Source organism: Bacillus sp. M5A3_1b (genome assembly GCF_053345335.1).
In genome coordinates, this window is the sequence record NZ_JBKEZY010000002.1 from 345,811 (window position 1) to 365,579 (window position 19,769).

The 19,769-nt window shown below is 37.4% G+C and carries 24 protein-coding genes and 1 other annotated feature; of the genes, 2 read left to right on the top strand and 22 right to left on the bottom strand.

The features are described from left to right. Positions 1-26: 26 nt before the first annotated feature. The 21 genes from ACLBWW_RS07960 to ACLBWW_RS08060 all read right to left on the bottom strand — a co-directional run bounded on the left by ACLBWW_RS07960 (position 27) and on the right by ACLBWW_RS08060 (position 18,612). Positions 27-998 (bottom strand): NAD(P)-dependent oxidoreductase, encoded by a 972-nt coding sequence (locus tag ACLBWW_RS07960; RefSeq protein ID WP_048544909.1) that lies wholly within the window; start codon positions 996-998, stop codon positions 27-29. Between the two features lie 144 nt (positions 999-1,142). Next, positions 1,143-1,310 carry a DUF4025 domain-containing protein gene (locus ACLBWW_RS07965; RefSeq protein ID WP_447613976.1) on the bottom strand — a complete coding sequence of 56 codons (168 nt, stop codon included), beginning with the start codon at positions 1,308-1,310 and terminating at the stop codon, positions 1,143-1,145. A 68-nt stretch (positions 1,311-1,378) separates the two neighbouring features. Beyond that, positions 1,379-2,398 (bottom strand): histidinol phosphate phosphatase domain-containing protein, encoded by a 1,020-nt coding sequence (locus tag ACLBWW_RS07970; RefSeq protein WP_048544912.1) that lies wholly within the window; start codon positions 2,396-2,398, stop codon positions 1,379-1,381. A 13-nt stretch (positions 2,399-2,411) separates the two neighbouring features. Then, positions 2,412-2,735, bottom strand: coding sequence for a phosphoribosyl-ATP diphosphatase (gene hisE, locus ACLBWW_RS07975; protein WP_048544914.1), 324 nt, complete (start codon positions 2,733-2,735; stop codon positions 2,412-2,414). 10 nt (positions 2,736-2,745) lie between these two features. After that, the gene (hisI, locus tag ACLBWW_RS07980; RefSeq protein ID WP_048544916.1) at positions 2,746-3,051 is read right to left on the bottom strand and encodes a phosphoribosyl-AMP cyclohydrolase; all 306 of its coding nucleotides are present in this window, start codon (positions 3,049-3,051) and stop codon (positions 2,746-2,748) included. After that, positions 3,048-3,806 (bottom strand): imidazoleglycerol phosphate synthase cyclase subunit, encoded by a 759-nt coding sequence (gene hisF / locus ACLBWW_RS07985; protein ID WP_048544919.1) that lies wholly within the window; start codon positions 3,804-3,806, stop codon positions 3,048-3,050. Before hisF ends, hisI begins: the two co-directional genes overlap by 4 nt. Next, positions 3,800-4,519, bottom strand: coding sequence for a 1-(5-phosphoribosyl)-5-[(5-phosphoribosylamino)methylideneamino]imidazole-4-carboxamide isomerase (gene hisA / locus ACLBWW_RS07990; RefSeq protein WP_048544922.1), 720 nt, complete (start codon positions 4,517-4,519; stop codon positions 3,800-3,802). The genes hisF and hisA overlap by 7 nt, the downstream gene beginning before the upstream one ends. Next, positions 4,492-5,121, bottom strand: coding sequence for an imidazole glycerol phosphate synthase subunit HisH (gene hisH / locus ACLBWW_RS07995; protein ID WP_048544924.1), 630 nt, complete (start codon positions 5,119-5,121; stop codon positions 4,492-4,494). The genes hisA and hisH overlap by 28 nt, the downstream gene beginning before the upstream one ends. Further along, a complete protein-coding gene (gene hisB / locus ACLBWW_RS08000; protein WP_048544925.1) occupies positions 5,122-5,706 on the bottom strand; it encodes an imidazoleglycerol-phosphate dehydratase HisB in 585 nt (194 codons plus the stop codon). After that, positions 5,706-6,995 carry a histidinol dehydrogenase gene (gene hisD, locus ACLBWW_RS08005; protein ID WP_048544926.1) on the bottom strand — a complete coding sequence of 430 codons (1,290 nt, stop codon included), beginning with the start codon at positions 6,993-6,995 and terminating at the stop codon, positions 5,706-5,708. Before hisD ends, hisB begins: the two co-directional genes overlap by 1 nt. Positions 6,996-7,006: 11 nt before the next feature. After that, positions 7,007-7,642, bottom strand: coding sequence for an ATP phosphoribosyltransferase (hisG, locus tag ACLBWW_RS08010; RefSeq protein ID WP_001244476.1), 636 nt, complete (start codon positions 7,640-7,642; stop codon positions 7,007-7,009). Continuing rightward, positions 7,618-8,880 carry an ATP phosphoribosyltransferase regulatory subunit gene (gene hisZ, locus ACLBWW_RS08015; RefSeq protein WP_048544928.1) on the bottom strand — a complete coding sequence of 421 codons (1,263 nt, stop codon included), beginning with the start codon at positions 8,878-8,880 and terminating at the stop codon, positions 7,618-7,620. Before hisZ ends, hisG begins: the two co-directional genes overlap by 25 nt. Before the next feature lie 308 nt (positions 8,881-9,188). Further along, entirely contained in the window at positions 9,189-9,770 is a 582-nt protein-coding gene (gene leuD, locus ACLBWW_RS08020) for a 3-isopropylmalate dehydratase small subunit (protein ID WP_048544930.1), read from the bottom strand. Further along, a complete protein-coding gene (leuC, locus tag ACLBWW_RS08025; RefSeq protein ID WP_048544931.1) occupies positions 9,748-11,142 on the bottom strand; it encodes a 3-isopropylmalate dehydratase large subunit in 1,395 nt (464 codons plus the stop codon). The genes leuD and leuC overlap by 23 nt, the downstream gene beginning before the upstream one ends. Next, positions 11,142-12,206 carry a 3-isopropylmalate dehydrogenase gene (leuB, locus tag ACLBWW_RS08030; RefSeq protein WP_048544933.1) on the bottom strand — a complete coding sequence of 355 codons (1,065 nt, stop codon included), beginning with the start codon at positions 12,204-12,206 and terminating at the stop codon, positions 11,142-11,144. Before leuB ends, leuC begins: the two co-directional genes overlap by 1 nt. A gap of 78 nt (positions 12,207-12,284) precedes the next feature. Next, positions 12,285-13,805 (bottom strand): 2-isopropylmalate synthase, encoded by a 1,521-nt coding sequence (gene leuA, locus ACLBWW_RS08035; protein ID WP_447613978.1) that lies wholly within the window; start codon positions 13,803-13,805, stop codon positions 12,285-12,287. 1 nt (position 13,806) lies between these two features. Continuing rightward, entirely contained in the window at positions 13,807-14,823 is a 1,017-nt protein-coding gene (ilvC, locus tag ACLBWW_RS08040) for a ketol-acid reductoisomerase (protein WP_095205719.1), read from the bottom strand. 20 nt (positions 14,824-14,843) lie between these two features. Further along, positions 14,844-15,353 carry an acetolactate synthase small subunit gene (gene ilvN / locus ACLBWW_RS08045; RefSeq protein WP_000822948.1) on the bottom strand — a complete coding sequence of 170 codons (510 nt, stop codon included), beginning with the start codon at positions 15,351-15,353 and terminating at the stop codon, positions 14,844-14,846. Then, entirely contained in the window at positions 15,350-17,050 is a 1,701-nt protein-coding gene (gene ilvB / locus ACLBWW_RS08050; protein ID WP_447613979.1) for an acetolactate synthase large subunit, read from the bottom strand. Before ilvB ends, ilvN begins: the two co-directional genes overlap by 4 nt. Before the next feature lie 73 nt (positions 17,051-17,123). Next, positions 17,124-17,351: a binding site (T-box leader), on the bottom strand. Between the two features lie 17 nt (positions 17,352-17,368). Next, positions 17,369-18,265, bottom strand: coding sequence for a branched-chain-amino-acid transaminase (gene ilvE / locus ACLBWW_RS08055; RefSeq protein ID WP_048544941.1), 897 nt, complete (start codon positions 18,263-18,265; stop codon positions 17,369-17,371). A 158-nt stretch (positions 18,266-18,423) separates the two neighbouring features. Continuing rightward, positions 18,424-18,612 carry a hypothetical protein gene (locus tag ACLBWW_RS08060; RefSeq protein WP_048544943.1) on the bottom strand — a complete coding sequence of 63 codons (189 nt, stop codon included), beginning with the start codon at positions 18,610-18,612 and terminating at the stop codon, positions 18,424-18,426. 68 nt (positions 18,613-18,680) lie between these two features. On the opposite strand from ACLBWW_RS08060, the gene ACLBWW_RS08065 reads away from it, so the two are divergent. Both ACLBWW_RS08065 and ACLBWW_RS08070 read left to right on the top strand, forming a co-directional pair. Further along, positions 18,681-18,920: a DUF3911 family protein gene (locus tag ACLBWW_RS08065; protein ID WP_000752504.1), complete on the top strand. Its 240-nt coding sequence runs from the start codon at positions 18,681-18,683 to the stop codon at positions 18,918-18,920. Between the two features lie 86 nt (positions 18,921-19,006). Then, the gene (locus ACLBWW_RS08070; protein ID WP_000101010.1) at positions 19,007-19,246 is read left to right on the top strand and encodes a YkuS family protein; all 240 of its coding nucleotides are present in this window, start codon (positions 19,007-19,009) and stop codon (positions 19,244-19,246) included. 363 nt (positions 19,247-19,609) lie between these two features. Here ACLBWW_RS08070 and ACLBWW_RS08075 read toward each other — a convergent pair whose 3' ends face one another. Beyond that, on the bottom strand, positions 19,610-19,699 hold the full coding sequence (locus tag ACLBWW_RS08075; protein WP_000608225.1) for a hypothetical protein: 90 nt from the start codon (positions 19,697-19,699) through the stop codon (positions 19,610-19,612). Positions 19,700-19,769: the final 70 nt, after the last annotated feature.

Sequence of the window (19,769 nt, forward strand, 5' to 3'; positions counted from 1 at the left end):
ACCTTCCGGAATCGGAAGGTTTCTTTTTATTTTGTAACTACTACTTTTTGATTTACAGGTGTTACAGGCTCTTCCCCTTTTAATACGGCTAAAATATTTCTTACTGCCATTTCAGCCATCGCATCACGAGTTTCGAACGTTGCATTTCCTACATGAGGAGCAAGTACTACATTCTTTAATCCTTTTAGCTCTTCTGTAATTTTCGGTTCAAATTCAAATACGTCAAGAGCTGCTCCTTCAATTTCATTCGTTTTTAATGCATGAGCAAGTGCCGCTTCATTCATAATTGGTCCACGTGAAGCATTTACAATATACGCTGTTTTCTTCATCATTTTAAACTGTTCATCATCAATCATATGATGCAATTTCGGATTATAAGCACAATTAATTGTAATAAAGTCTGCTGTTTGTAATAATTCTTCCAATGTTACATATGTTGCTTCCAGTTCACTTTCAGCTTCAGGCTTTCGATTTGGACCTGTATATAAAACATTCATTCCAAACGCTTTCGCACGCTTTGCAACTGCCTTTCCGATTTCTCCAAGCCCAATAATTCCAATTGTTTTACCATGTACTTCACGGCCTAAGAAAAATAATGGCGCCCATCCATTAAATCCAGTTGTACGACATAATGTATCGCCTTCAGGAATTCTGCGTGCAGCTGCTAAAAGAAGTGCAAATGTTAATTCTGCTGTCGCTTCAGTTGATACTTTCGGTGTATTCGTTACCGCAATCCCTTTTTCTCCGGCATACGAGTAATCAATATTATCGTAACCAGCACCGTAGTTTGCAACAATCTTCAAATTAGGTGCCGCATCAATAACTTCTTTTGTCACCTTTGTAGAAAGTAGACTTAACAATGCATCTTTATCTTTTACACGATCTGTTAATTCATCTAAAGAAATTAACGCATCTTTATCGTACATTTCTACATCATGATCCTTTAATAGTTCTAATCCGATTGCTGGAATTTTCCCTGCTACTAATATTTTTGCCACTACTAACACCTCTTCTATAAAAAATAAGATATCTCTTATCTTTCATTGTAAGAAATCCACATATAAAAACCAAGGAATTTGATTATAGTTTTGAAAATCGACACTTTTCCACAAAAAAAGAGGAGATGCAAGTCTCCCCTCTTCTTATGCCTTTTCTTGCGATTGTTTTCCAAGCTTCACATCGATCGTTCCTTCTGCAACTGTATCACTAATTTGTTCCTCAATAACGGATTGAGATGCAGCATTCGTTTCAGAAGTATACGCTTGTTGCTGTGCACCTTGTACATTTTGTTTATTTTGTTGTTTCGTCATTTCTTTACCCTCCTTTTTATTCTTTCTTATTTTGAACAAAAAGGTGAATTTTCATCAAAAAATCGTGATCATTTTGAAATTGTTACTTCTTCTTCTAGTAATCGCATCGTTCTGACTCGTTTCGTAAATGTAGCTAAATGTGAAATATCATGATTGCGTAACGTCTTTATATTCTCTTCCACATATTTTCCTAAATCATGCGGATAATGGGCATCTGAGGAAAGTGTAATCGGGATCCCATGCTTAGCTAATACTTGTAAATATAGTGGACTCGGGCACATCTCGCGCACAGGGTAGCGATAGTACAACCCCGCATTTATTTCCGTTGCCGTATTAGTTTCTACTAACGCACGTGCAATTTCCGTATAATAAGAAAGTTGTTCATTCTCATCTAGCCGGTAGTTAAATACTTTTATGTTATCAAGATGAGCTATTATATCAAATAACTTAGAACGAACTGCACAATCCACCGTTTTGAAAAACGTATCATATAAAACATATAAGTCATGTTCCTTAAAATATTCTTTCGTATCTGGATTATCAAATCCCCAGCCATTTAAAAAATGAACAGAACCTATTACATAATCAAAATCCCCTAATGCGAGTAAAGATTGTAATTCTTGTTCACCACCAATAAAATAATCCGCTTCAATTCCAAGTTTAAGCGTAACACCTCTTTTACTCCATCGTTCTTTCGCCTCTTCAATTGCCTTTGTAAAATCATGTAGTGACGCTACCCTTACTTGGTCTAACCATTCCTTCTGTAAATGACCAAGCCTCGAATTACTAATATCGACATATCTTTCATAGTATTCTTTCGCTTCATAAAAACGGTATAAATGATCGACAATCCCAACTTCTTTTATACCTTTTCGCAAAGCTTCTTCTAAATATAAATCAATCCATTTCACTGTAAATGGCCCTTCTTTCACACGTCTTTGCAGGCGTTCTTGTGTTTTCACAAGCCATTCCATAGAATGTTTTTCTTCTTTAAGTGGTTCATAATGTTGCAGTGCTTCATTTATTTTAGCTAGCCATCCTATTGAATATGGCCCTTCTTCTAAATGAATGTGATAATCCACCTTCATCTACATTTCCCCCTTATAATGTATCTATTTCTCTCCTGTCTCCTACTCTCGAAAGCTTCCCATTTCTTTCTTTCACTTCCTCCATAATATCTTCTAATGGTATATTTTTTTCGGCTAATAAAACGAAGCAGTGATACATTACATCAACCATTTCTTTCACTAACTCTTCTTTATCATTATTTTTAGATGCGATAATTACTTCGGAACATTCCTCACCAATTTTCTTTAAAATTTTATCTTCCCCTTTTGAAAACAAGTAATTTGTATATGATTCAGGAAGCGGACTTCTCTTTCGTTCTTCAATTGTTTCAAATAGTAATGTAAAAGCGTTTTTCATATGTATCCCCCTATATAATTTTGTAATGAAAACATGTCTTTTCTCCCGTATGACATGCAGGTCCTACTTGCTTTACGACAACAACAATTGAATCTTGATCACAATCTAAATAAAGAGATTGCACATATTGGATATTCCCTGATGTTTCCCCTTTATTCCATAACGACCTTCTTGACCGAGAATAAAACCAAGTTCTTTTCGTTTCTAGCGTTTTTTCATATGCTTCTTCATTCATATAAGCTAGCATTAAAACTTCTTTTGTACCTTCTTCAATTACAACTGTTGGTAGTAATCCTTTTGAAAAGTTAGGTTTCATAACCGCACCTCGACGTTTGCATTTCTTAATTTTCTCTTTACATCCTGCATTGTCGCCTCACCATAATGAAAGATTGATGCCGCTAACGCTGCATCAACTGTTGTCTTTTGAAAAACTTCTATAATGTGATCAACATGACCGCACCCGCCTGACGCGATGACTGGTACGGAAACGCTTTTTGAAATTTTTTCTGTTAAGCGAAGGTCATATCCATTTTTCGTTCCATCCGCATCCATACTCGTTAATAAAATTTCCCCTGCGCCTAGCTCGGTAACGCGCTTTGCCCACCAGATGGCATCCATTCCTGTATCAACTCTTCCGCCGTTCACATATACATTCCACTTACCTTCTGTTACTTTTCTAGCATCAATTGCGACGACAATACATTGTGAGCCAAAGTGTTCTGCTCCTTCTTCAATTAATTTTGGATTTCGCACTGCTGCTGAGTTAATTGAAATTTTATCTGCTCCCGCTCTTAGTAAATTGTACATATCTTTAACACTTGAAATTCCCCCGCCAACTGTAAGAGGAATAAATACTTTTGAAGCTGTTTTTTCTACAACATCTAGAATTGTTTTTCGTCCTTCATGCGTTGCCGTAATATCTAAAAATACAATTTCATCTGCTCCCGCCTCATTATATAAGGCGGCTATTTCAACAGGATCACCGACGTCTTGTAATCCTATAAAATTTACACCCTTTACGACTCGGCCCTCTTTCACATCTAGACATGGAATAATGCGTTTCGCTAACATAACTTTGTTACCTCTAACACTTCTTCTAAATCAATCGTTTTCTCATAAAGAGCCTTACCAATTATGACGCCGTATATATTCATATCATTTAATTTTTTCACATCTTGAATAGATGCCACTCCTCCAGAAGCAATAAGACGAATAGCAACGCTTTTTTGTAGTAACTCCAATTGCTCTAAATTCGGCCCTGCAAGCGTCCCGTCTTTCGAAATGTCTGTAAACACAATCGTTTGAACACCTACATTCTCCATTTGCTTTGCTAAATAAATGTAAGAAATTTCAGACACATCAAGCCAGCCTCTCGTTGCTACGAAACCATTTTTCGCATCAATTCCAACAATGATTTTCTCTTTATATAGAAGAACTGCTTCTTCTAAAAATTCCTTATCATAAAGAGCAGCTGTTCCTAAAATCACTTTATCTACACCTACTGACAATAACTTCTCTACCGCTACAAGTGATCGAATTCCCCCTCCAACTTGCACAGGAACACGTACTGCCTTGCAAATCCTTTCAATAACGAGCAAATTTACTGACTCGCCAGCAATTGCACCATCTAAATCAACAATGTGCAGTGTTTTCGCTCCCGATTTTTCGAATATAATCGCTTGCGCAACTGGGTCTTCATTCATTACTGTTTCTTTACTAAACTCTCCTTGATACAGTCTAACGCATCGTCCCTCTTTTAAATCGATAGCTGGGAAGATTTCCATGCTTCTACCACCCCTTTGAAATTTTTCAACATTTGCATCCCAATGTCACCACTTTTTTCAGGATGAAACTGTGCGCCGTATATATTTCCTTTCGCTACAAAACCAGGTACTTTCAATCCATATTCACTTATTCCATATACAATTTCATTTGGACAATCTGCGTAATAAGAGTGAACATAATATACGAAAGAACCGTCCTCTACTCCATTCCAAAGTGCTATTTCTCCCTCTTTCTTTAGCTCATTCCATCCCATATGTGGAATTTTATAAGGGACTTTTAGCTTTCGAATAACACCTGGTAATAAACTTAATCCGTTACAGTCTTGTAGTTCTTCACTTTTTTCAAATAAAAGCTGCATTCCTAAGCAAATGCCTAGAAGCGGTTTTCCTGAACGCCCGACTTCTTTTAATACACACACTAAATCTTTTTCTTCCAATACATCCATCGCTTTTGGAAATGCACCTACTCCTGGTAAAATCACTCCATCACTTTTAAAAATTTCTTCTTTATCACTCGTTACGATGTACTCTGCTCCAATATATTTTAATGCTTGTTCTACACTACGAATATTTCCCATTCCATAATCTATAATAGCAATCAATTACAACATCCCTTTCGTTGAATTTACACCAGTAATGTTGGTATTTTTATCAACTGCTTCCCTAAGCGCTCGACCAAATGCTTTAAATAATGCTTCAACTTTGTGATGTGTATTACTTCCATATAAAACGCGAGCATGTAATGTAATATTGGCAGCATGAGCAACTGCTCTAAAAAATTCTTCTGTTAGTTCTGTATCAAAATCCCCTAGCTTCGGATTCGTTAATTCTCCTTGAAATACAATATATGAGCGCCCGCTAATATCAATTGCGACAAAACCTAAAGATTCATCCATCGGTACATATGCGGAGCCATAACGGTTAATCCCCTCTTTATTTTGCAATGCTTCTTTCAAACAATTCCCGAGTACAATTCCAACATCTTCAACTGTATGATGCGCATCAACGAATACATCGCCTTCCGCCTCCACTTGTAAACCGAATCTTCCATGCCTTGCAAATAAAGTTAGCATATGATCAAAAAATCCAATTCCCGTTTGTACAGAAACGTTTTTGCCTTCATCAAGCTGCAAACTTAATTTGATTTTTGTTTCTGTCGTCTCACGTATTTGACTGCACTCACGCATTATTCTTCCTCCTCAAATCTTATTTGAATTGCTCTCGCATGCGCATGTAATCCTTCTTTATTGGCAAGTTCTACAATATGATGTTGTACATCTCTTAACGCTTCCTCCGTATAAGACAGAAAGCTTGATTTTTTCACGAAATCATCGACTGATAACGGTGAAAAAAATCTTGCTGTTCCACTTGTCGGTAACACATGATTCGGTCCTGCTAAATAATCACCGAGCGGTTCCGGTGCATATGGTCCAAGAAAGATAGATCCCGCATGTTTCACATAAGCTAGAGCATTCATCGGTTCTTTTATATGTAACTCTAAATGTTCTGGAGCGATTTCATTGGATAATTGTAGCGCCTCATTTAAAGAAGGAATGATAAAAATGGCTCCATTTCTATTTATCGATTCACGTGCAATTTCGCTTCTTGGTAATGTTTCTAACTGTCTTTCTATCTCTTTTTCTACCTCTTTTGCTAACTCTATATTCGTTGTAATACAAATTGCTGTTGCTCTCACGTCATGTTCTGCTTGTGATAATAAATCAGCAGCAATGTATTTTGCATTGCCAGTTTCATCAGCGATAACTACAATTTCTGACGGTCCAGCAATCATATCAATATTTACTATCCCGTATACTTCTCGTTTTGCCAGAGCGACGTACAAATTTCCCGGTCCAACTATTTTATCCACTTTCGGAATCGATTCCGTCCCGTATGCTAAAGCAGCAATTGCTTGCGCGCCACCTATCGTATAAATTTCATCTACTCCTGCAAGGCTTGCAGCAACTAAAATATGTGGATCAATTCCTCCTTCCCTCGGCGGTGTTACCATTACAATTTTTTTCACACCAGCGAGTTTTGCTGGCAATACATTCATTAATACTGACGAAGGATACGAAGCAGTTCCGCCTGGCACATATACGCCTACATTCTCTAACGGCCGAATGATTTGTCCTCTAATGATGCCATTACTCTCGCAATCGAATATGGATTGCCTTTTTTGTTTTTCGTGATATGAAATAATGTTTTTCTTCGCCTCTTGTAACGCTTCTAAAAATGAATTCTCTACAAACATACCCGCTCGTTTTATTTCTTCTTCACTTACGCGAAATTCTTTAACCTTTACACCATCAAACTTTTTTGTATAAAAAGATAGGGCCTCATCCCTACTCTCCCTTACATTTCGAACAATTTCATTTACATTTCTTTGAACAGTTTCTTCTATTATATTAGCGTTTTCTCGTAGCAATTTTATTTTTGATAACGCCTTTTGAAAATTTTCATAAACGATTTCCATTACAAGTCCCCCTATTTTCCTGACAAAATTTCTTGCTCCATCATATTTACAATACTGAATATTTCGTCTTTTTTAGTTTTTAATGCAGCCTTATTTACAATCATTCGAGCAGATATAGAACACATTTCCTCAAATACAATGAGCCCATTTTCTTGTAATGTTTTTCCTGTTTCCACAATATCAACAATTGCATCTGCCAATCCAAGAATAGGAGCGATTTCTACAGAACCTTCTATTTTAATAATTTCTACATCTTCCCCTTTATCATGAAAATAGTTAGAAGTAATATGTGGATATTTCGTCGCAATGCGTTTCTTTCGGTAGCTCTTCGGATTATACGTAGGAATAGAAGCAACACAAAACTTACACACGCCCACTCCTAAATCTAACATTTCATAAATATCTTTCTCGTTTTCCATTAAAATATCTTTTCCAACGACCCCAATATCAGCTACTCCATGTTCTACATAAGTAGCAACATCTACTGCTTTCACTAAAATAAATGAGATATCTGTATTTTTACTTTGAAAGACAAGCTTTCGTCCTTTATTTTTGAGCTCCGAACAATCAATTCCAATTTGCTCAAAGAGCGGAATCACATGTTTTTCTAATCTTCCCTTCGTTAACGCAATTTGAATGTTACGCATGAAGTTTCTCCTTCTTTCTGGACTACCCATTTCTCTTTCCATACATATTCCACTAATGATTCGTTCTTCGCCTCAACGACCGTTACTATTTGATTTTTTCTTGCAAATTGAAAGGTGTCGTTTACATTAGAGTATAAGGATAGCTCTACTTTTTTCCCGTCCTTTTGAAGTAAATTTCGTAATCTTTCCGCTTCTGCTAATCTATTTAGCTCATAATGAATAATAATATCTATTTCCTTTCGTTCATATGGTTCTTGTTGCTCTTGCAGCGCCTTCACAATTTGATTGACTTGCACCGCGAGTCCAACAGCCGGCAGCATCTCTCCAAAATTTCCAATTAACTCATCATATCTTCCGCCACTAACAATTTCTTCTCCTATTTCATATATATACCCTTTGAAAATAACTCCCGTATAGTAATCTAAATGTTGGATCATACCTAAATCAATTGATATGTAAGATCCATAGCCTAGTTTTTCAATTGCTTCATATATTTCTTTCACTCTTGCAATCGCCATTTTCATTTCATTACTTGAGGCGAGTTTTTCTGCTTCCTCAATCACTTCTAAGTTTCCAAATAGCCTTGGTAACTTCTCAAGTAATCTTACTGTTTCATCACATCGATCTAATTTCTTTTCTCTAATAAAATTTGATAGAGCCGCATAATTTTTACTTTCAATGTATGTCCTAAGTGCTCTCTCTTCTTCCTCATGAATGGAGAGTTTTTTTACAATACATTTATATAATTGCACTTGCCCAATCTCTATTGTAAAAGATTGTACCTTTACCTTTTGAAGTGATTGAATGACGCTTATGACGCATTCAATTTCAGCTCTTACATTATCAATACCTATAATTTCAATACCACTTTGTACAATTTCATTATATTTTCCAGTAAGGGACTCATTCGCCCGAAATACATTCCCGCCATACGTCAATTTAAGCGGCGTATCCCACCTCTGCGTTCCCATCACTCTCGCTAAAGGAATTGTCATATCTGGACGCAATACGATAATCCGTCCCTTTTCATCAAAAAATTTATACATCTTTTCTTCATCTATCGGTCTATTTTGAAAGGCAAAAACATCATAAAATTCAATTGTAGGTGTCCTTATTTCCTCATAACCTCGCCCTAAAAAAGTACGTCTTAATTTTTGCTCCACTTCCTCAATTAACGTACATTCTTCGAATAAATAGTCTCTCGTTCCATTTGGGTTTGCACGTTTCCATTTTGTCATCTAAATTCTCACACCTTTCCCTTTCTAATGTATGCTCATTTCATTCACCTAAACCGAAAATAAAAAGAGCCTTGTAGACAAAATACCTACAAGGCTCTTTAGTAGAGTGTAGGTACAACGGGAATAACCCTTGTACCTACACGTTTTCACGCTAGGTTCAAGGGCTTTATGTATGATGATGTAGTTGTGTAAGCACTTTAATAGATTGCATGATATTCATAATACTTACTCCCTTTCTCCTCTGATTTTTACATAGTATATAATACTTAATTCTGAATGTAAATACTTTTTGAACATTCCGTTATTTCTTAATGTAAAGCTACTTTCCTTTCATACTCTACAATTTCTTGTTCATATTGCATCGTAATACTAATTTCGTCTAGACCATTTAATAATTTCTCTTTCCACATTTTCTCGATTGTAAAATGAAACCTGTGCGTACTTGTTTTAATTACCTCATTCTCTAAATCTACTTCTATTTGTTCTCTCGCATCCGTTATGGCAAGTTGTTCTCGCATTTCTTTATCCATTACAATTGGTAACATACCATTTTTCATACAATTCATATAAAAAATATCTGCAAACCCGCCGGCGATAATAACGCGAAAACCATAATCAGCAAGCGCCCACGGAGCATGTTCTCTTGAAGAACCACAACCAAAATTATCACCTGTAATTAATATACTTGCTCCTTTTCTATTTTGTGCATTAAGCGGAAAATTAGGGTTTTCATGGCGGTTATTATCATAACGCCATTCATCGAATAAATATTTTCCAAATCCCGTCCTTTCAATTCTCTTTAAATATTGCTTCGGAATAATTTGATCTGTATCAATGTTATCATTCATCAGTACTGCAGCAGTACCTTTATGAATACGAAATGGCTCCATCATAACTCTCCTTTCTAGTATCAACAAAATGACCGTATAACGCAGCTGCTGCCGCCATTGCCGGGCTAACTAAATGTGTTCGTGCCCCTTTTCCTTGTCTTCCTTCAAAATTACGATTTGAAGTCGAAGCACAATGTTCTCCTGCAGGTACTTGATCTGGATTCATTCCAAGACACATTGAACATCCAGGTTCTCTCCATTCAAATCCAGCTTCTTCAAATATGTGATGTAGCCCTTTTTGCATCGCAGCTTCTCTTACTCTTTTCGATCCAGGCACAACGAGCGCTCGCACACCCGCTTTTACCTTTCTCCCTTTCACAACAGATGCAGCAATTTCTAAATCAGAAAGCCTGGAATTTGTACAGGATCCAATGAAAACATGCTGAACAGGAATGTCATACGTGCTTTGTCCAGGGCTTAATCCCATATAAGAAAATGCTCTTTCGTCATTTGTATCCTGCTTTTCTGGCAATTTTTCATCAATACGAACACCCATACTCGGGTTTGTTCCCCACGTAACGTACGGTGCTAAATCCGTCACATCTATCGAAATATGCAAATCATAAATTGCATCTGAATCTGTATAAAGTTCAGACCATTTCTTCTCGAATGTTTCAAATTCTTTCGGTGCATATTTACGTCCTTTTACATAAGCAAATGTTTTTTCATCTGGTGCTATAATACCAGCCTTTGCTCCTCCTTCAATTGCCATATTACAAAGCGTCATTCTCTCTTCCATCTCCATAGCCTCAATCGTATCTCCGTAAAATTCCATTACATATCCAGTTCCAACTGCTACACCGTACTTTGAAAGGAAATGCAAAATAATATCTTTTGCGTAAACACCTTTCTGTAATTTTCCTTTTAACTCAATCCCCATCGCTTTCGGCTTTCGTTGCCATAACGTTTGCGTTGCCAATACATGCTCCACTTCACTCGTACCAATGCCAAACGCTAGTGCGCCAAACGCACCATGCGTTGCTGTATGACTATCACCACAAACAATTGTTTTTCCTGGTTGTGTAAGTCCAAGTTCTGGTCCGATAACATGAACAATCCCTTGCTCTTCATCCCCGATATCCGCTAACGGCACCTGAAATTGTTTACAATTTTCCCGGAGTGTATCTAGTTGCTGCTTCGCAATGCGATCGGTAATATTCCAAACATCTTTCGTTGGAATATTATGATCCATCGTTGCGAATGTTAAATCCGATCTGCGAACCGTTCGATTTGTAAGCCGCAAGCCTTCAAAGGCTTGCGGTGACGTTACTTCATGAACAAGATGAAGATCGATATATAATAAATCTAATCCATTTTCGTTTGTCGTAACTACGTGTCTTTCCCAAAGTTTATCTAGCAGCCTTTTTCCCATTATCTCCCTCTCCCTACTAACGCTTGCTCTTCCATCTCTTGTATAACTGCCTTCGTAAATGAAGTTGTCGTCTCATCTCCTCCGATATCTGCTGTACATTTTCCTAATTTAAGAACTGCAGATATCGCAGATTCAATTGCATTCCCTTCTCTCGTTAATTCAAATGATTGCCCAAGCATCATTGCAACAGAGCGCATCATTGCAATTGGATTCGCCTTATTTTTCCCGGCAATATCCGGTGCTGATCCGTGAATAGGCTCGTATAATGAAGGCCCCTTTTCCGCGTGACTTGCTGATGGAAGCATTCCTAATGATCCCGCTAATACTGAAGCCTCGTCACTCAAAATATCCCCAAATAAATTTTCCGTTACAATTACATCAAACCGTCCTGGATTCCGAATTAACTCCATCGCAGCTGCATCTACTAAAATATGTTCTAGTTCAACGTCTGGATAACGAAGTGCTACTTCTTCCGTAACAGTTCTCCATAGTTTACTAGATTCTAAAACATTCGCCTTATCAATAGATGTTACTTTTTTCTTCCGCTTACTCGCTAATTGAAAGGCATAGGAAACGATTCGTTCAATTTCATGACGATGATACGTAAGTGTATCTGTTGCTACTTCGTCCGTTCGTTCTTTCGGATAAGAAAAATAAATTCCGCCTGTTAATTCACGAACGACAACGAAATCAATTTCATCAGCGTTTTTTAATGGCGATAAATGTGCCGTTGCGCTTTCTACCGTTACAGGGCGAACGTTCGCAAATACACCAAGTCCTTTTCTTAGAGCTAATAATCCTTTCTCCGGTCTTTCTTTCGCGCTATCCCACCTTGGTCCACCAACCGCTCCAAGTAAAACCGCATCACTTGCTAAACAAGCGGCAAGCGTTCGTTGTGGTAATGGTTGCCCATTTAAATCGATAGCACTCCCGCCAAAGTACTCATCTTGTAAGTGAAAATGATGTCCATATAACCTTTCTACCATATGCAATACTTCTTTCGCACTTTCCATAATTTCTGGGCCAACACCATCACCAGCTAAACAAACGATACGTTTTTCCAATTTCAACACTCCTTTTAACTGAATTTTCAGAACTTTAATTTGATAGGTAAGGAAACTTCTCCCTCACCCATCAAACACTTATTTCACAAGCTCTACCAGAGATTTTAATTTCCCTGCTGCATGGACATATGCTCTTGCCGACGCTTCCAATACATCTTGCGCAACACCAAAACCTGATACTTGATGCGTTCCTTCTTTTAATTCAACATGAACATGAGCCAGTGCGTCTTGACCTTGTGTAATAGATTGTATGCGATAATCCGCCAATTCACATTCTAATCCTAAAATTCTTTGGATTGCATTATAGATCGCCTCAATACTACCAGAACCAGTGGCTGCATCTTCGTATGCATTTCCTTCTTCGTCTTTTAGTACAACTGTTGCGCATTGTGTACTATTTGATACGAAATGAACTTGTAGTTGCGTAATGTTATATTGCTGAGCTGCAAATGCTGCTTCACCAAGCATAAGCGCACGTAAATCTTCCTCCGTAATTTCCTTCTTACGATCAGCTAATTTTTTGAACGCTTCAAACACCGCATCTCGTTCTTCCTTTGTAAATTCATAGCCAAGCTCTTTCATTTTTTCTGTAAACGCGTGACGTCCAGAATGTTTTCCAAGTACGAATAGATTTTGAGATTCGCCTATTAGCGCTGGTTCAATAATTTCATATGTTGTCACTTCTTTTAAAACACCATCTTGATGAATTCCGGATTCATGAGCAAATGCATTCGCTCCAACGATCGCTTTATTTTTCGGTACAACCATACCTGTTAATCTACTTACTAATGTACTCGTCGCTTTAATTTCTTTTAGCGTCATAGAAGACTCCGCCTTATAGAAATCTTTTCTAATATGAAGAGCAACTGCGACCTCTTCTAGCGCCGCATTACCTGCTCTTTCTCCAATTCCATTAATTGTTCCTTCTACTTGCAACGCTCCGCCTTCAACCGCAGCTAATGAATTTGCTACTGCCATCCCAAGATCATCGTGACAATGACAAGAGAAAATTGCTTTTTCATATGAAGGAACGGATTCTTGTAAGTATTTAAAAAGAGAATAATATTCTTCTGGATTCGTATATCCAACTGTATCTGGAATATTAATTACATTCGCTCCTGCACGAATCGCAACTTCAACTGCTTCAGCTAAAAAATTTCTTGCTGTTCTTGTCGCATCTTCTGCAGAAAATTGTACTGTCGGAAATAATGATTTCCCGAGTGTAACCGAGCGGTGAATACTATCTAATACATCTTCTTTTGACATACAAAGTTTATATTTCATATGAATATCACTTGTGGCTAAAAATACGTGTAAACGAGGAGATACAGCACCTTTCACCGCTTCATATGCTCTTCGAATATCACTTTCTTTCGCTCTAGCTAAACTCATAACTGTAGCATTTTGAATGGTATTTGCGATGCGTTTTACCGATTGAAAATCCCCTGCGGAAGCTGCTGCAAAACCAGCTTCCATGACATTAATACCTAGTCTCTCTAATTGCCTTGCAATTTGCAATTTCTCTTGTTCATTTAAATTTACTCCTGGTGATTGTTCGCCATCACGTAGCGTCGTATCCATGAACAAAATCTGCTTCATATTATTTGACCCCTGCCTTTACTCGCGGCTGTACAAACGGCATCATTTCACGTAATTTACGTCCAACTACTTCAATTTCGTGTTCATTCTCTTTCTCATTTGTCGCATGGAAATTTGGTTTTCCTGCTTTATGCTCTGCAATCCAGCCTCTTGCAAATGTACCATCTTGAATTTCTGCTAGCACTGCACCCATCGCTTTCTTCGTATCTTCCGTTACAACGCGTGGTCCTGATACGAAGTCGCCCCACTGCGCTGTATCTGAAACTGAATATCTCATATTTTCAAGTCCGCCTTCATACATAAGGTCAACGATTAGTTTTAGTTCATGTAAACATTCAAAATATGCAAGTTCCGGTTGATAACCAGCATCAACTAACGTTTCAAATCCAGCTTTTACTAGCGCAGTTACTCCGCCGCAAAGCACAGCTTGCTCTCCAAATAAATCTGTTTCTGTTTCTTCTTTAAATGTCGTTTCTAATACACCAGCTCTCGTCGCTCCAATCCCATCAGCATAAGAAAGTGCCTTTTCAGTCGCAACTCCTGTTGCATCTTGGTATACTGCAAATAATGCAGGAACAGCTCCGCCTTCAGCAAATGTACGGCGCACAAGATGACCTGGCCCTTTTGGCGCTACTAGAAATACATCTACATTAGCTGGTGGTTTCACTTGATCAAAGTGAACATTAAATCCGTGTGCAAAAACGAGAGAATTTCCTGCCTTTAAATTTGGCGCAATTTCCGCTTCATATACTTCTGGCTGGAGTTCATCTGGTAGTAGAATCATTACTACATCAGCTTTTTCCGCTGCTTCTGCTACTGTATATACAGAAAATCCATCTTCTTTCGCTTTATCCCAAGACTTCCCTTTTCTTAAACCTACTACTACATCAAATCCGTTATCACGTAAGTTTTGCGCATGCGCATGACCTTGCGAACCATATCCAATGATTGCTACTTTCTTTTCTTTTAATACATTTACCGTTACATCTTTCTCATAATAAACTTTTGTCATTTTCATTTCCCCCTATATTTAAATGATTATTGAATTAACATAACTTGCTTATCTTGTTTTTTCATACTACGCGTAAATGCTGTTACACCTGTTCTAGCAATTTCTTTCAAACCGTATGGGCGAAGTAATTCAATTAATGCTTCTACTTTCTCCTGCGTACCGGTTACTTGCACAACTATGGAATCCTTCCCAACATCTATTACAGCGGCTCGAAACGGTTCAATTAAACTATATAATTCTGCTCTTGCTACTGATGTTGCGACTTTAATAAGTGCAAGTTCTCTTGCGATCATCGCTTCTTCTGTAATATCTGATACTTTCAGAACATCAATTTGCTTATGAAGTTGTTTAATTAACTGTTCAACTTGCTGCTCATTTTCAACGTGTACAACAATCGTCATCCGTGATATATCCGATGATTCTGTATGACCTACTGAAATACTTTCAATATTAAAATGTCTTCGTGTCATAACACCTGTAATTCGGTTTAACACACCACTTTGATTTCGAACTGTCGCTGTAACAATTCTCTTCACCTTTTTTCCACTCCCTCCATTTGGTGAACACCTTTCCCTGGCGCAACCATCGGCATTACCTTTTCTGATTGAAGTACACGGCAATCAATTACGACCGGTTCTTGTAATTCAATCGCATGCTGTATTTGCTTCTTTGCAAGAAGTGGATCATCTATGCGAACTCCTTTTATGCCATACGCATTCGCAAGAGCAACGAAATCTGGTTGACACGACAGTAAAGAGTGCGAGTATCTTTGATTATAAAATTCATCTTGCCATTGTCTTACCATTCCTAAAGCTTCATTATTTAAAATAAACACTTTAACAGGTAAGGAGTGTTCTTTTAACACACTTAATTCTTGCAAGGTCATTTGAAATCCAGCGTCACCGACAATTGCAATAACTAGTTCATCAGGCTTTGCAATTTGTGCCCCAATTGCTGCTGGAAACCCAAATCCCATCGTTCCTAATCCTCCTGAAGTTACCCATTTATCTGGATTTTTGAGCGGATAATATTGTGCCGCCCACATTTGATGTTGCCCAACATCTGTTGTTACAATCGCTTCTCCTTTCGTAATTTCATATAACATATCAATTGCGTATTGAGGCTTAATACTTTCCGAATTTCGTTTATAAGAAAATGGATACTTTTCTTTTCTACTCTTTAGTAAAGAGATCCATTCATGATGATTTTCTTTCTTTCCTTCTGGTTGAAGTAATACTTCCAAAGCTCGCTTAGCACTTGCAACAATAGGAATTTCAGTCGGCACATTTTTTCCGATTTCGGCTGGATCAATATCGATATGCGCAACAGTCGCCTTTTTAGCAAAATAAGCTAAATTCCCAGTAAGACGATCGTCGAATCTTGCACCTATATTAATAAGTAAGTCGCATTCATATAACGCCATATTGGCTGTGTAAGAACCGTGCATTCCTCCCATCCCTAGAAAAAGTTCATCATCTGGCGGAAACCCACCAAGACCAAGTAATGTATGCACAACAGGAATTTCATATTTACGAGCAAAACTTGTTAACTCTTTCGAAGCCTTCGCATGCAATACACCTGCTCCAGCTAAAATTAACGGCTTGTTTGCAGCCCTAATTGCTTGTAATAATTTGTTTATTTGGAGTAAATTTGGTTCATAATTAGGGTTGTATCCTGGTAAATCCATTTGTACGTCATTACAGCGTTCTCCTTGCTCTGCTACCATATCTTTCGGAAGGTCAATAACGACTGGGCCTGGTCTTCCTGTTCTAGCAATATGAAATGCTTCTTTAATAATTCGAGGTAAATCTGAAGCCTTTCGCACTTGATAGTTATGTTTTGTCACCGGCATCGTAAGCCCCATAATATCCGCTTCTTGGAAAGCATCACTTCCAATTAACGTCGTTGCTACTTGCCCTGTAAATACAACAAGTGGTAATGAATCAATCATCGCATCTGCTAGACCGGTAATAACATTTGTAGCACCTGGCCCACTCGTTGCAATGACAACCCCTGGATTGCCAGTAATTCTGGCATACCCTTCCGCGGCGTGAATAGCTCCTTGCTCATGCCTTGTTAAAATATGCGGAATTTCACAGTCATAGAGTGCATCATAAAGAGGTAAAACAGCACCACCAGGATAACCGAAAATCACTTCTACTCCTTCCTTTTCTAACGCTTCTAACAATAGCTGTGCACCAGTTGCCAGTTTCTCTTCCGTTTTTGAAGACATTGTTCTTATAAGCCCCCTTTTTGAAAATTTTTATCAATAAAAAAAATCCTACGTCCACACTCCAGCTATGTGCTGAAGGGACGAAAGATTTCGCGGTACCACCCTTCTTCGCAAGAATACTCTTGCCTCAGTGACTCATAAATGAGTCTAGCTAATAACGGAGCTACCGTCTAAGCCTAGACAAATGCTTCAGCTTAGCACTCAAGGGCGATGTTCGTCGACGTGAACCATCGGTTTTCAGCAACCACCGACTCTCTGTGAGGCTTCACAATCAACTACTCCTCCCTCTCAACGCTTTCTTATTGTTATAAAGAGTTGTTATCCAACTTTATTTTCTTCGTAAATCTTCTCTCCATCTTCTACAACTAACTTTCGGAATTCTTCTAATAAACGATTCGTATGTGGACCTGTTTGCCCTAAACCAATCGTTCTACCATCTACTGTCGTAACAGCAATTACTTCAGCAGCCGTTCCTGTTAAAAATACTTCATCAGCTACATATACATCATGCCTTGTAAATAATTCTTCTCTAACGTCATATCCAAGTTTTTCACCGATTTCTAATATAGCGTTTCGTGTAATGCCTTCTAACGCTCCAGCAGAACTTGGTGGTGTAATTAATTTATTTCCTTTTACAATAAACACGTTATCTCCTGAGCCTTCAGCTACGTATCCTTGATCATTTAACATAAGTGCTTCTTGTACTCCAGCTAATTTCGCTTCAATACGAACTAAAATATTGTTTAAGTAATTTAAAGATTTTACTTGTGGCGACAAAACATCTGGACGATTTCGGCGCGTTGCAACTGTTACAACCGGAATCCCCTTTTCATAATATTCTTGCGGGAATAAAGATAGTTGTTCTGCAATTACTACTACATTCGGTTTCTTACAAGAATCAGGATCTAATCCAAGATTTCCTGCTCCTCTCGATACAACAAGGCGAATGTATCCATTAGATAATTTATTTTGTCGAATCGTCTCAACAACAATATTCGTTACTTCATCTAAAGAATATGGAATTTCTAACATAATGGATTTTGCTGATTCATATAACCGGACAAGATGCTCTCTCAAACGGAAAACATTACCGCTATATACTCTAATTCCTTCAAATACTCCATCGCCATATAAATAACCATGATCATATACTGAAACTTTTGCCTCGTCTTTTGGAACAAATTCTCCATTTAAGAAAATCCATTGCTCGTTCACTGGAAAGCGCCTCCTATGTTCTATGAATTTTTTATTGTTTCCTAGTTTACTCTCCTTTCTAAATAAATCAAGTCAATTTTTAGAAAATTTATAATTTTTAATCGTACGTACATCTTTGATTATATTGATTTAACAGCATTGTTAACGTTTACAAAAAATCAAAAATTTTTTTCGTCAATTTCTACTAAAAAAAATATTTGTTTAAAAGAAGGATTTTCATCAATTGATACGAATCTATTGTATTCAATAAACGGACGTCCGTTTTTATAAATTCGGGAATATATAACGACTTTTGCTGAAAAAGGGGGGAAATAATAAGAATAACGCTGTCTAAAAATAACATTCATATTTTTCGTTTCGTAATCATAATCCTATTTTTAAAAAACAATTTGTCAAAATGAAGGAGGAAATCAATATGGCGTGTGTACAAATTAAAGGAACGAGACAAGAGGTAGTAGAAATGCTTCAACTATTTGATCTAATGGATACGAAAGGTTTTTGTAAATTCGATAATTATGTAGAGGTAGAACCAAATAATAAAGAACATAATAATTTTATTGCTTCAATTGACATTCATTCAAATACTTCTTCTGCCCAAGATACTTTAAACGATCAATTCGTAAGTCAAATGCTTACTGGTGTATATAACGACTAAACAAAGATTTACTTCCTACCGTCTTTTCATAAATATATGCAGTGGACTTGAGCATACTAGCAACTAGATGGTAGGAGGTGAGAATTATGGCTAGAATTGGCGTTGAAAACTCATTAACAGATGTTCAACAAGCTCTTCAGCAACAGGGACATGAAGTTGTTACCTTGGGCTCCGAACATGATGCACAAGGGTGCGATTGTTGTGTTGTAACTGGGCAAGATTCTAATATGATGGGTATTGCAGATGCATCAATTAAGGGATCGGTAATTGCAGCTCATGGTCTAACAACAGATGAAATTTGTCAGCAAGTAGAGAGCCGCACTTAAATGTATTATACAAAAAGAAAGAGGACTCCTTTTGAAAAGGAGTCCTCTTTTTTATATTCACCTAACGGGAAAGTAACATATACTGGATGAAAGCCCTACCTCTCTCTCATCATTACGGTTCCACTGACCGCTCCTTGATTCACTAGTATACATATAAAGCCTACAATAATAATTTATAGGGTTTGTTCACAAAAGTTGTTGGTAAGACTACCCGATCTTTCGCAAACTTTTCGTATTATATTTATAAGATTTATTTACTTTACACTAGCTGTAACCGAGACACGAATTAAAATTTTAACACTAATACAATAACTTGTCAACATTTTTTGTAAATTAAAAACAGACAGTAACGGTTTGTCTGTTTTAGAATGGAGCTTTTTCTTTTATTACATATACAACAAAACCGCTTACTAACATACATAAGCCAACTACTAAGTTTTTGATATTAATCATAAATTCCTCTCCCTTATTCCACACATCATATATATTTACAGTTCAATTATTCCGATCATCTTAAAGCGCA

Excerpts from the sequence above, each read along its gene's own strand:
- ACLBWW_RS07965 (WP_447613976.1), bottom strand. The coding sequence starts at position 1,310 with ATGACGAAACAACAAAATAAACAAAATGTACAAGGTGCACAGCAACAA.
- hisB (WP_048544925.1), bottom strand. The coding sequence starts at position 5,706 with ATGCGTGAGTGCAGTCAAATACGTGAGACGACAGAAACAAAAATCAAA.
- leuD (WP_048544930.1), bottom strand. The coding sequence starts at position 9,770 with ATGGAGCCATTTCGTATTCATAAAGGTACTGCTGCAGTACTGATGAAT.
- hisG (WP_001244476.1), bottom strand. The coding sequence starts at position 7,642 with ATGCGTAACATTCAAATTGCGTTAACGAAGGGAAGATTAGAAAAACAT.
- hisF (WP_048544919.1), bottom strand. The coding sequence starts at position 3,806 with ATGTTAGCGAAACGCATTATTCCATGTCTAGATGTGAAAGAGGGCCGA.
- ACLBWW_RS08060 (WP_048544943.1), bottom strand. The coding sequence starts at position 18,612 with ATGAATGTTATTTTTAGACAGCGTTATTCTTATTATTTCCCCCCTTTT.
- hisZ (WP_048544928.1), bottom strand. The coding sequence starts at position 8,880 with ATGACAAAATGGAAACGTGCAAACCCAAATGGAACGAGAGACTATTTA.
- hisI (WP_048544916.1), bottom strand. The coding sequence starts at position 3,051 with ATGAAACCTAACTTTTCAAAAGGATTACTACCAACAGTTGTAATTGAA.
- leuA (WP_447613978.1), bottom strand. The coding sequence starts at position 13,805 with ATGAAGCAGATTTTGTTCATGGATACGACGCTACGTGATGGCGAACAA.
- hisA (WP_048544922.1), bottom strand. The coding sequence starts at position 4,519 with ATGGAAATCTTCCCAGCTATCGATTTAAAAGAGGGACGATGCGTTAGA.
- ilvC (WP_095205719.1), bottom strand. The coding sequence starts at position 14,823 with ATGAAAATGACAAAAGTTTATTATGAGAAAGATGTAACGGTAAATGTA.
- leuC (WP_048544931.1), bottom strand. The coding sequence starts at position 11,142 with ATGGGAAAAAGGCTGCTAGATAAACTTTGGGAAAGACACGTAGTTACG.
- ACLBWW_RS07970 (WP_048544912.1), bottom strand. The coding sequence starts at position 2,398 with ATGAAGGTGGATTATCACATTCATTTAGAAGAAGGGCCATATTCAATA.
- ACLBWW_RS08065 (WP_000752504.1), top strand. The coding sequence starts at position 18,681 with ATGGCGTGTGTACAAATTAAAGGAACGAGACAAGAGGTAGTAGAAATG.
- hisD (WP_048544926.1), bottom strand. The coding sequence starts at position 6,995 with ATGGAAATCGTTTATGAAAATTTTCAAAAGGCGTTATCAAAAATAAAA.
- hisE (WP_048544914.1), bottom strand. The coding sequence starts at position 2,735 with ATGAAAAACGCTTTTACATTACTATTTGAAACAATTGAAGAACGAAAG.
- ilvB (WP_447613979.1), bottom strand. The coding sequence starts at position 17,050 with ATGTCTTCAAAAACGGAAGAGAAACTGGCAACTGGTGCACAGCTATTG.
- ACLBWW_RS08075 (WP_000608225.1), bottom strand. The coding sequence starts at position 19,699 with ATGATTAATATCAAAAACTTAGTAGTTGGCTTATGTATGTTAGTAAGC.
- ACLBWW_RS08070 (WP_000101010.1), top strand. The coding sequence starts at position 19,007 with ATGGCTAGAATTGGCGTTGAAAACTCATTAACAGATGTTCAACAAGCT.